At 61.7% G+C, this 11,487-nt stretch carries 9 protein-coding genes; 3 read left to right on the top strand and 6 right to left on the bottom strand.

The genetic code is table 11. The annotated features are described in order from the left end of the window. The first annotated feature begins 210 nt into the window (after positions 1 to 210). The 3 genes from J3U87_RS07720 to J3U87_RS07730 all read left to right on the top strand — a co-directional run bounded on the left by J3U87_RS07720 (position 211) and on the right by J3U87_RS07730 (position 4,491). On the top strand, positions 211 to 2,157 hold the full coding sequence (locus J3U87_RS07720; protein WP_237382459.1) for an AMP-dependent synthetase/ligase: 1,947 nt from the start codon (positions 211 to 213) through the stop codon (positions 2,155 to 2,157). A gap of 437 nt (positions 2,158 to 2,594) precedes the next feature. Then, the gene (locus J3U87_RS07725; RefSeq protein WP_237382460.1) at positions 2,595 to 3,560 is read left to right on the top strand and encodes a hypothetical protein; all 966 of its coding nucleotides are present in this window, start codon (positions 2,595 to 2,597) and stop codon (positions 3,558 to 3,560) included. Positions 3,561 to 3,723: 163 nt separating this feature from the next. Beyond that, positions 3,724 to 4,491: a DUF547 domain-containing protein gene (locus J3U87_RS07730; RefSeq protein ID WP_237382461.1), complete on the top strand. Its 768-nt coding sequence runs from the start codon at positions 3,724 to 3,726 to the stop codon at positions 4,489 to 4,491. A gap of 39 nt (positions 4,492 to 4,530) precedes the next feature. Here J3U87_RS07730 and J3U87_RS07735 read toward each other — a convergent pair whose 3' ends face one another. The 6 genes from J3U87_RS07735 to J3U87_RS07760 all read right to left on the bottom strand — a co-directional run bounded on the left by J3U87_RS07735 (position 4,531) and on the right by J3U87_RS07760 (position 11,392). Beyond that, positions 4,531 to 4,926 carry a VOC family protein gene (locus J3U87_RS07735; protein WP_237382462.1) on the bottom strand — a complete coding sequence of 132 codons (396 nt, stop codon included), beginning with the start codon at positions 4,924 to 4,926 and terminating at the stop codon, positions 4,531 to 4,533. Between the two features lie 220 nt (positions 4,927 to 5,146). Beyond that, positions 5,147 to 6,346 (bottom strand): ABC transporter permease, encoded by a 1,200-nt coding sequence (locus J3U87_RS07740; RefSeq protein ID WP_237382463.1) that lies wholly within the window; start codon positions 6,344 to 6,346, stop codon positions 5,147 to 5,149. 298 nt (positions 6,347 to 6,644) lie between these two features. Continuing rightward, complete coding sequence (locus tag J3U87_RS07745; RefSeq protein WP_237382464.1) at positions 6,645 to 7,628, bottom strand: ABC transporter ATP-binding protein; 984 nt, start codon at positions 7,626 to 7,628, stop codon at positions 6,645 to 6,647. A 71-nt stretch (positions 7,629 to 7,699) separates the two neighbouring features. Further along, a complete protein-coding gene (locus J3U87_RS07750; RefSeq protein WP_237382465.1) occupies positions 7,700 to 8,944 on the bottom strand; it encodes an NHL repeat-containing protein in 1,245 nt (414 codons plus the stop codon). Between the two features lie 94 nt (positions 8,945 to 9,038). Next, positions 9,039 to 10,667: a radical SAM protein gene (locus tag J3U87_RS07755; protein WP_237382466.1), complete on the bottom strand. Its 1,629-nt coding sequence runs from the start codon at positions 10,665 to 10,667 to the stop codon at positions 9,039 to 9,041. 83 nt (positions 10,668 to 10,750) lie between these two features. Then, positions 10,751 to 11,392: a Coq4 family protein gene (locus J3U87_RS07760; protein ID WP_237382467.1), complete on the bottom strand. Its 642-nt coding sequence runs from the start codon at positions 11,390 to 11,392 to the stop codon at positions 10,751 to 10,753. Between the last annotated feature and the right edge of the window lie 95 nt (positions 11,393 to 11,487).

The raw sequence follows: 11,487 nt of genomic DNA on the forward strand, positions 1-11,487 counted from the left end.
TGCAATACATCAAACGGATCGACCCGGTGGCCCCACCGGGGGTGCGACTGGGGAAACCCGGCCAAACAGGTTCATGAACCCCCATTCACTTCGTCCTGTTCTCCGCTCCCCGCTTTGTGTTAGGTTTTTGGACGGCCCCTCTACCTTCGCCCCCATCACGCGGTTTCGCCCTTCCCGGGCCTCCCGCTCGAGATCCAGGAGTGCTTCCCCATGCTTGTTTCCGGACCTACCATCCCCGTTGAACCCATCGCCTCGCGAGCGCGAACCCTGGGCGACCTACTGACGGTGCGTGCGGCCCACACTCCGGATCGCCCGGCCATGTTCTTCAAAACGAAAGCAGCCGCCGGCAAGGACCACTGGGAAGGCCTGACCTGGTCCGAGATGGACTACCGGGCCCGCCAGGTAGCCCATGCGCTGCTGGACCTGGGTCTCGAGCCGGGCGATACCGTGGCCATTCTGGGCCCGACCCAACCGGCCTGGTGCATCTACGACATGGGAGCCCAACTGGCGGGCATGGTCACCGTCGGTGTCTACCCGCGCCAAGCACCCGAACAGGTGGCCTACGTGCTGGAGCACAGCGACGCCAAGGTCATGTTCGTGGACGGCACCGACGAGCTGAAAACCACCCTCGAAGCGGTGCGGAACAACGAGAAGTTGCTGGGCATCGTCCCATGGAACGAACTGTCCTATCGCGCCAACCGCGATCAGGACGCGCGTTTCCTGTCGCCCACCCAGTTCCAGAAAGGGGTCCTGGATCCCGATCGGGTAGAGGCCATCCAAACCGCGATCACCCCCGACCACACCGCGATCTTGATCTACACCTCGGGCACGACCGGCCGTCCGAAAGGGGCCATGATCAGCCACGCCAACATCCTGGCCATGCTGCCCTCGATCGAGAAAGTGTTTCAACTCTACGAGAACGATCTGTTCCTGAGTTTCCTGCCGATGGGCCATGTGACCGAGCGCGTGCTCTCCTTTTATTTCCGCATCGACACCGGGGTCGCCGCCGCCTACGCCACCAGCATCGGCAACGTGCTGAACGAGGTCAAGGAGGTGCAGCCCACCGTCTTCGGCTCGGTCCCGCGCATCTTCGAAAAGGCGTACAACAAGGTGCACAACCAAATCGAGTCACAATCCCTGCCCATTCGGACCCTGTTCCACTGGGCCGGAAACCTTTCCAATAAACGCCTGAAATACACGCTCGAAGGATATAACGCACCTTTGACCCTCGAGGCGGGCTACCAGCTAGCCAACGCGGTGATTTTCAAGAAGATCCACGATGCGTTCGGCGGGCGCATCCGCATGTTCATCACGGGCGCGGCCCCGATTTCCAAAGAGATTCTGGCCTTCTTCTGGGGCCTGGGCCTCCCGATCTACGAGGCCTACGGGATGACCGAGGCGACGGTGTTGACCCACATGAATCCCGCGGGCGCGCCACGTCTTGGCACGGTCGGCCTGCCGCTTCCCGGACTGGAACAGCGCATCGCCGAGGACGGCGAAATCCTGTTGCGCGGCAAAACGGTCTTCAAGGGCTATTACAAAAACGACGCGGCCACGCAGGAGGCCATCGTCGACGGATGGCTGCATACCGGCGATATCGGTTCCATCGACGAGGCCGGGTACCTGCGCATCACCGACCGCAAAAAGCACCTGATCATCACCGCCGGCGGGAAAAACGTGGCGCCGGCGAGCATCGAGCGCGCGATCAAGAACCAGAGCCCCCTGATCAGTCACGTTCACGCCCACGGCGATCGCCGCCCCTACATATCGGCGCTGATCGCCCCCAGTCCGATCGAGACGTTGGAATGGGGCGCCGCCCGTCAAATCATCGGGAACGAAGAAAAAGACAAACTGGTCGAAGAGCTGATGGCGAACCCGCAGTCGCGATCGATGGCACTCAACGCCGCGATGGCCAAGATCGTGGCCAACAAGGCCTTCCGCATGGTGTTCCTGGAAGCCGTAAAAGCGGGCAATCACCTGTTGGCCCGAGCCGAGCGCGTGCGTCGCTACTGCGTACTCGAACGCGATTTCAGCTTGGAGCACGGCGAGTTGACGCCAACCATGAAACTGAAGCGCAAGACGGTGGAGAAGCTCCACTCGGTCCTGTTCGAAAAGGTCTACGACGACCCCAATTTCGCCATCGACGTGGAACACTGACCGACAACGCGTTCGATTTGTCTCCGTTGCCTCCGCGACCTTCACCGTCACCGCCGATCGGGGTGGAACTCGACCTTCCCGGCTCGGGTCGCGCGCGTTTCCAGCCAGCCGGGCCGTTTCGGAAGCTACAATGCTTCCCTTTCTGGATGGGCCCGAGCTAGAATGTCCCTGCTCTGCGCCGCCGCGGTCTTCGCGACCCGAATCGCGAAACACCGAGGCGGTTGCGAATCCCTAAACGGGGCCGTAATGCAGACTCGGTTTTTCTTTCCTCGAGGTTCCCGAAGACCGCAAAGGGAACAAACGCCGAAACAGGTTGAGCGGGACCAATCAGGCGCTCGTTCCGTCACGCAAAGCCATGCCTTTCGAACCAAACACAACCTTTTGAGTGTCAGAGCGTTATCAACAATGAGCTACTTTTGTTTCACGGAAGGTCCTCCATGAACCCGGTCCGCCTTGGACTTTGGACACTTTGCCTCTTCGGCGCCGGCATCGGCTTTTTCCAAGCGAAACCCGCGAAAGGCCCGCAGCCCGCCTCGCCACCCTGCCCCGAATTCGAAACCGGGGTTTCGCGTGGTTGGGTAAAGCCCGCATTCATCGACGAGGCCTCCGGAATCGTCGCCAGCCGCGACACACCCGGCGTGTTCTGGGTCCACAACGACTCCGGCGACATCTCCCGCGTTTTCGCCATCGACGAGGCGGGAACCCTGTTGGCCACCTGCGAACTGGCCTGCGTGGACGCCCGGGACTGGGAAGACATCTCCATCGGCCCGGGTCCCGAACCGGACAGGGACTACCTGTACATCGGCGACGTGGGCGACAACAAGGCCAAACGCGACCTGATCCACGTCTATCGCGTGCCGGAACCTCGAGTGGACCCCACCAAATCGGGCGTGTCGATGATGCTGAACCAGGTGGAAACCATCACCCTGGCCTTTCCCGATCACCCCCGCGACGTGGAAACCCTCATGGTCGACCCACTCTCCGGCGACCTCTACCTGATCAGCAAACGGGAAACGCCCTCGCGGATCTATCGGGTACCCTATCCCCAATCGACCACGTCGACCAACGAGCTCCAACTCGTGGGCACGCTGCCCTGGGGTTGGGCCGTCGGCGGCGACATCTCGCCCGACGGTCAATGGATCCTGATCAAAGGCTACTTCAACGCGGGTCTATGGCGAAAACAACCCGGCCAACCGCTGTGGTCGGCATTCGCCCAGGAGCAATGCCAGATCACCCTGAGAAGCGAACCCCAAGGCGAAGCGATCGGGTTCCGCGCCGACGGATGTGGCTTCTACACCCTGTCCGAACACATCAACCAGCCGCTTTACTACTACAAGCCCTTGGCGCCCTGCACCCCCGCGCCGGTTCCGGTCCGGGAGGTGAGAAGCGAGCAGGGGCGCTGAGGCCCACGTGGGTCACGACCCCCATCCTCAAACTTTCCAACCGTTTCCAGGGTCCTTCATCAGATGCGCCGCTTCGCGGGAATCTTTGACATGGGGTCGTTGTTGACCTAACCGCCGAACGAATCACACCCGACCACGCGTCGGAACACGAGGGAGACAGTCCATGCGCCACACCCTTTCGGTCCTGCTCTTTTTGGGATGGTTCCACGCCGCTTTCGGCCAATCTTCGCCGGCGGCACAAATCGAAACGCTCAACAAGGGTATCCAAACCGTGTACGACGCGATCGTGGCCGAGGACGGCTCGGTCGATTACGCCGAACTCCATCGGCGCCCCGAACTGCAGGCGCACCTGCAGGCCTTCATCGACTTCATTCGCGACTTCGATCCCGATACGCTTTCCGACACGACCGAAAAAATCGCGCTACTCTCCAACACCTACAACGTCTTCACCCTCGCCGGTGTCAACCGCGCCTGGCCGGTCCCTTCGGTGCGAAAAATTCGCCCCATGTTCGGCTTCTTCACCAAGAAGGAGTGGCGTGTCGGCGGCCGAAAGGTCTCGCTCAACAACGTGGAAAGCGATTGGCTGCGCCCCATGGACGTCCGCATCCACTTCATCATCAACTGCGCCTCGGTCTCCTGTCCGCGCCTGGACAAGCGCGTCCTGACCGCCGAAAACGTGGAAACGGTCATGGAAGAAGCCACCCTGCGTTTTCTGAACAACAAAGACAAGAACGTGTTCGACGAAACCCGCCGCGAGTGGCACCTTTCGAAGATTTTCGATTGGTACCAAAAGGATTGGGGCAAACAACCGGACGTGGTGGCCTTCGTTCACAAGTACCGGCCCGACCTGAAAGGCTGGGAACCGCAGCGCATTCGCTATCTCGAATACGACTGGGCCCTGAACGGATCGGTGAGCGGCGAAACCAACTGAGTGGCGACGAGCGGGGCGCTCTGCCGAAGCCCCGCACCTTCACGGCGTAGATTCGGACTTGCGCCAGCCTCCGGCGCCGGGATCGCGCTCGGTCAAGCCGAAAAGGGTTCCTTCGACGTCCTTGCAATAGGCCAGGTATCCCACGCCGGGGATCGTCATCTTTTCGGTCACTACCTCGCCGCCGTGATGGCGAACCTTGTCGAGGTATTCGTCGAGATCGGTGACCTCGATAGTGTTGACGGTGCCGCTGAACCATTCGTTGGGACGAAAGAACCCGCCGTCGATGCCGGGTTCGGTGTCCGGTCCGGTTTGGACGGCCCAATACTCGACCGGCCCTTCCAGCTTGGTGGTTTTCCAGCCAAAGATCTTCTCGTAGAAGGGAATGACTTTTTCCGGTTCATTGGCGCTGATTTCGAAATGGGTCACTTTCGGCATCTGCTCCTCCGAGGAGAAAGAAATGGGGCCGGCATTCGGTCGGCAACGGGTCCGAAACAGGCATGGGATATGGCTTGAAAGGGTTGCGTCGAGCCTAGCATATCGGCAACGGCCGGATCAAAACAAATCCAGATCCCAGCGGGCCTGAGCGGTGATTCCGCGGATCGGAACGACCGGTGCGTCCCCACCCGGATCACCGAATGAAGATTCTTCCACGCGCTCAAACGCGTCGCGCCGCCGCGATCATCTCCGACCAACTGGGCTCCTTGCCCTGCATGAAGATGCCCAACGCGAACACCTTGCCCGCCACCTGGCGCATCATCCAACAGGCCACCACCAGGCTAGCCAACGCCACCGCCATCTCCCAGGCCGGCACCTCCGCCAACACCAGACGAGCCGGCATCACGCCCGCACTGGTCAACGGGAACATCCCCAGCAGACGGAACCCCCAATGTTCGGGGTTCGTGAACACCAGAAAGCCGACCGCCACCGGAATCATCGGCACGAACATGAACGCGTTGCGCGCACTGTTCATGGGATCGTTGATCGTGGCCGCCACCGCCGCAAACGCGGTGAACCAGAACAGGAAGCCCAGCACCGCCAGCGACACCATCTTGAGCGCCAACCCAACATCGACCACCTCCAGGGCCAAAGGCACGTCCACCCCCAGCCGCTGGAGGATCAGGACCGCGATGAACGAACTGACCGCGTAAATCGCCACGTTCACCAACGCCAGCCCGGCCATGCCCAGGATCTTGCCGTCGATCCAAATGCGGGGCGAAATCGCCGCCACCAACTGCTCGGTCACGCGCAACTGCTTTTCACCCGTTATCGCGGAAAACAAATAGGCGTTGCCCACGAAAATCGCCATCAGCATGAATCCGATACAGACGAAACTGAGGATCATGCGCTCGCGAAAGCCACCGCCGTCATCGCGCAACGCCGACAAGGTCAAGGGAAACGGCGCCATCATTTCGGCGAACGCCTCCTGCGACACACCGCTCCGATCCAACTGTACCGAGAGTCGCGCGATCGCCAGCAGCTTTTCCAGCTCGGCGCGCCAGTGCGGCTCGCGCAGGACCACCAACTCGGCATCTTCCACGCCCCGCACGATCAACAACCCGTCCAGTTCCTTGGCGGCGACGGCCTCGCGCAGATCCGATTCCGCCTCCTCGGGCAGCGCGTCGACCACGGCCAGGCTGGAGGTCTCGGGAATCACCAGCATCAGCTCGGATTGGTTAATCAGCTTGACCTGGGCGGGCTCGCCCTGGCTGCCCGCACCACGGATCATCCAGTTCAGGCCCAACAGGAGGCCGACCGTCAATCCCAGTGAAACCATCATTTCGCGCGGCTTGAAAAAACGCATGAATTCCCAGCGCGTGACCTCGAAGGTCAAACGCCATTGACTTTGCTTGCTCATGATTGCCATCCTCTCGTTTCAGCCTTGAACCTCTCAGCACAAAACCGGGGCACAGGTTCAAAAGTGTGACCCGGGTTTGGATTCGCTCGGGAGGGTTTCGGACGGTGGAAAAGACCGCTCCACCCACAGGCTCTTCGCCTTTTCTGACAACAGGGGTCCATCCAAAGAATCCCCTTCGGCCGGTGCGTTGGGCGCGGCTCCCGACAGGTCCTAACCTGGCCGTCGCACCGACCCTGCTGTGAGGGTTCGTTCGCGTCCAAACGCTTCCTGCGCCAAAGCCGCATCACATGATGCCCACTCATCCGACACCGACCTCGAGTTCTTGGACCGCGGTGGTCGTGGAACCTTCGCCCCTCGGGTCACCCTCTTCGGCCAGCTTGACGGCGCGCAGGTAGATGCCATGCAGGCTCATCTCGCGCGACTCTAAGGTGACGATGTCCAACGCGCCACAGGCGAACTCGAGGAAGGCGCCCAGAGCCGCTTCCGGCCGCAGCATCAACTCCAAACGCCCCTCTTCGGGCCGGCTCACCAGGTCCACCGCCGGATGGCATTCGAAGGCGGCCAGGTCGGCCATCCCACGGAAGCCGATTTTGATGTTGGTGCCCACTCCGACCCGCTCGCGCAACTCCGCCATGGTGCCGTACAGGACCTGTTTCCCGCGATTCATGAGGAACAGCCGATCGGCGATGCTCTCGACCAGTTCCATCTGGTGGGCGCTCAACAGCACGGTCGTCCCCTGAGCCCGCAGCTCCTGCAGCACTTCGATCATCAGGTTTTGGTTGATGGGGTCCAGTCCGGAAAAGGGCTCGTCCAGGATCGCGAAACGCGGCCGGTGCAGCACCGACGCGATGAATTGAATCTTCTGCTGGTTGCCCTTGGACAACGAATCCAAACGCTCGCCGGCGCGGTCAACCAGATCCATTTTCTCCAACCAGAGACGCGCTTCGCGTTTGGCATCGGCGCGCGTCATCCCGCGAAGCACCCCGAAGTAAACGATGGTGGGCAGGATTGCCATGTCCTGGTAGAGCCCGCGATCCTCGGGCAGGTAGCCGAGCCGGGACAACAACGCGTCCTCGGGCACGCCCAGATCGTAGCGGATCCGACCCGCATCCGGCGCGATGATGCGCATCATCATGCGCACCATGGTCGATTTACCGGCGCCGTTGGGGCCGAGCAACGCGAAGATCTCCCCTTCATCCACGGAAAACGAAATGCGGTCCACCGCCTTGACGGTCTTGTAGTGTTTTTCGACCGCTTCCACGGTCAGGATCTGGCGGCTCATGGGCTCCTCCAAAAGGTAATGGGTCATCGCAAGCAAAGACGACCCGCCACGCGGCGGGTGCCGTTGACGGTTCAGTCGACCGCCGGCCCGGTCCAGCTCAGGCGATAGCGGACCAACACCAGCTCGCCGTCCGCGTCCTGTTCCAACGTGGTGGCCCGATCGCCGTGGACCACCATGCGCGGCGTCAAATTCGAGGTCGGGGCGAGGAAGGGTGCACCGTCACGACGCAGCGAGCCGAGATAACGGCCGTCCGCGGCAAGGACATCGACGGCCTGGGTCAAGGACAAGAACGAGAGATCGTAGACCGCGAGCAACCGATCCCCAGCAGGCAGCAACCCGAACAGGGGATTCTTGATCGGCGGTAACTCGGCCTTCTCCACCGCCTGACGGACCAGGTTCTCGGTCACGGCGCGCCCCATGCCCGGCGTGGCACGCAGCTCCTCCAGCAGCACCTCGGCCATGGCGTCTCGTTCGGCCTCGCGCAAACGAATCGGTTCGCCCTCGACCGCGACCCGCCAGCGTGTCGTCTCGCCGCCTTGATCGAGGCACGCAATTTGGCTGCGATGGGTGGCCGCGTGAATCAGGCGCCCCCTGGCATCAAACGTCACCAGCCCCTGACCGCGATAGAATCCGGCCAACACATCGGCAACCATGTCGCGCAGATTGGCGGGGTTCCGCAGCACGTCGGGGCCGGGCAACGGCAGGTCGGTTTCAACGAAGGTCCGCACGGGTTTCAGTTGGGCATCGACGAGCTGGGTTCGCATGGTCAGAATGCCGCGCCGGGTGTCCAGACCCATGAACAAACCGGCGGCGCGTTTGCCGTCGGGGGCGGCCACAATGCTCACGGGGATGGCGCTCAGAGATCGGAACACCTTCTGCTCGCTAAAGCGACCCGAAGCATCGAAAAAAAGCAATCGAGCCAGGCCCATCGGCGGCTGATCCAGGGCGACCGTGCGTCCGTCGGCCAAAACCTGCACCGACCGAAGGCCGCGCAACTCGCCGGGACCCGGTCCCTCCGCCGCCAGAACCCGTTCGAAGGTACCGTCGGGGCCCATGGCCAACAGACGGTTGGCGCCGACGTCGGCAATGAGGACGCGCCCGTCCGCGGCCACGGCCAGGTGGGTATCCGGCGAGGTCCAGAGATAGACGTCTTCCTCGCGGTCGGGACCCACCCGCCAGACCTCTTCGAAGTCGAGCGGCGCCTTGGCCGAGGTGTCGCGGCGAAAGGTCTGAACGGCACCGCCGTCGGCGCCGAGCGCAAACGACCCGAGCGTCGCAAGCAGGCCGAGCAGGACTGTGCAGATTCGAAACATCATCTATTTCTCCTTATCGTGGTCCGGGCATGGCCTGCCGAAGCGAGCCGGTGAATGTACCCGCAGGTCGAAAACGAGGGTGCACGGAACCGGGCCCTCACGCGGGCACGGCCTTGGGATGGCGGTAGTTGGCGAACAACGCCTCCAACTGGCGATCCTCCTCGGGAAAGGCCGCATTCTCTTCCTTGAATTGATCGAGCATGATGTTGCGGGTCAATTCGCCGAAGGCTTCGATCTGCTCCAGCGTGATCCCCTTGCTCAGCAGGTAGGGAATGCCCCAAAGACTGAAGCCGTACAAACTCAGCGGGATACTGTTCTCGATCTCGCGCAGGAACAGCTTGGCCATCTCGGCCGCGCCCCGCCAATCCATGCTGTTGTGACGCCAGTTGTATCCCGCACCCTCGATCCCGAACTCCTCCGAACGACGCGAGATCGGCGCCCGCGTGTCGTGGTAGTAGAGCTGCACGTTGAAGAAGGTCGGGCCGCTCTCCTCGATGAAGCGCATCGAGTTGCGCACCGTCTCCTCGGTCTCGCCCGGAAACCCGCAAATGATCGACGCGAAGGTCATGATCCCGCGCTCCTTGAGCATGCGCACGCCCCAACGGTAGCGTTCCACCTTGGCCGACTTGTTCATGTAGTTGAGAATCGTCTGGTCGCCCGACTCGATGCCCAGAAACACACCGATGCAGCCACTGGCCTTCAGCAGGTCGTAGGCTTCCTCGTCGGCGTTGGCGCACCGGAAAAACGACACCCACTTGAAGTCGAACTGGTTGTCGACCATCATCCGCAGCAGCTTCTTGAAGCGCGGCAACGGCACATTGAAGGTGTCGTCGATGAAAATCAGGTACTCGGTCCCCATTGCCTTCAACTGCCGCATCTCTTTCTCCACCACCTCGATGTCGGCCAGGACGTGTTTGCCCGCCATTGTCGGGTAGTTGCAGAAAGAGCATTTGAACGGACAGGACCTCGCGGTGCGCATGTAGGTCACGGGCGCCACCGCATCCGAATCGAAGAAACTCCAGTCGATCGAGTTCTGGTCCAGATCGTTCGTCTCGACATCGCGTTCGGTGCGGTGGCCCTTGCCGTCGGCGTAGTAGTAGAGGTTGGGTATCTCGGCCAGCGAGGCGCCCTCGCGGCGGGCCTCCAGCACGCGGTGAAGCGACTGCTCGCCCTGGGAGTCGATGATGTAGATGTTGGCGCCGATGTGGCGGTAGACCAGGTCCTGGGTCTTCTCGTCCAGGTCGGATGCGGTGTTGAAGATGTGGGGACCGCCCACGATGATGTCCACGTTCGGGTTGTGCTTGCGGACGAACTTGACGATCTCGACAATCGGCGCGTGGTCGATGTAATAGGTGGTCGTGATCACCACCGAGCGCGGGTCCTGCTTCAGGAGGGCCGCCAGCCGGGGTTTGTCGTAGTTGAAGAAGTTCACCGACTCGGCGCGCAGCCCCCGCCGCTGCAGGAAACTCTTGAGGTAACAGACGCCCAAGGCAGGCGCCTCGAACACATTGAGGCGCGGATGCTCGCCCGTGGCCCGCTCGATGTAGCGGTTCATCAGCTCCACGAAGGTCACCCGATCGCCGCGGTAGGAAATGGAATTGGTCAGGACCTCGTGATAGGCGCCGCTGAACCGCGAGCGTTTCTTCTGCGCCTCGGCAAAGGACTGGAAATCAATGTCGTTGTAACCCACGATGATGCAATCGATGGGGGCTTGGGTCTGGGACACGGGTCACCTCACTGCTCTTGAAAGGGAAAGGAATGAACGGAAAAAGGGGGAGCCGTGGCGCGACTCCCCACGGTGCGGCGGACTCAGGCGGCCGCCATGCGCGGTTTCTTGGCCATGTGGATCAGCTCCTCGCGGACCTTCTCCAACGGCCAGTCCCAGCGCTCTTCGAACTTGTAGTTCAGACAGAATCCGTACTCGCCACCTTTGCGCCAGCCAAAGGCCAGGTTCTTGAAGTAGTCGAAGAACTGGCGCGGCTTGAGGATCGGATAGCCGAGCATCATGCCGGTGAGCACGAACCATTGCGACGATTTGTAGCCCTGGCGTACGACGAAGGCCAGCACGCCCACCTCGCCGGCCGGACTGGCGTCCATACCGAGAATGGTGTGAATGAAATCGTGGCTGGCAAAGTACCGCACGTAAAACGTGTTGCGGCGTTTGACCGCCTCCAGATCGTCACTGATCTGGAAGGGTTCCAATTTTTCGTCATCCATGTAGCGGGTGAATTCGCGACCCAGCGTGCCGTCGGGCATGTGACGCAGCTTCTCCATGTCGATCTCGGGCAAGTAGCCCTCGAGATCGGCCACGGCGGCCTCCATCTTGGGAGAACCGCAGTCGCCGAGCGCATCGGTGCGGAGCAGCAGGGCGTCCCAGTCGGATTCATCTAATTTGAAGCGGGCGGTGGCTTCGCGATATTGCTCCCAGTTGGGCTTTCTTCTGCGGGCCATAACCTGTTTTCCTCCTGATGATGTGGTTGGGGGTTGAGGGTTGGTTGGTGGGGATTGTCGAGGCTTAAACCTGGGTTGGGGATTAGGACGGAGGC

Origin of the sequence: Sulfidibacter corallicola, from assembly GCF_017498545.1 — a bacterium.
Lineage (GTDB): Bacteria > Acidobacteriota > Holophagae > Acanthopleuribacterales > Acanthopleuribacteraceae > Sulfidibacter > Sulfidibacter corallicola.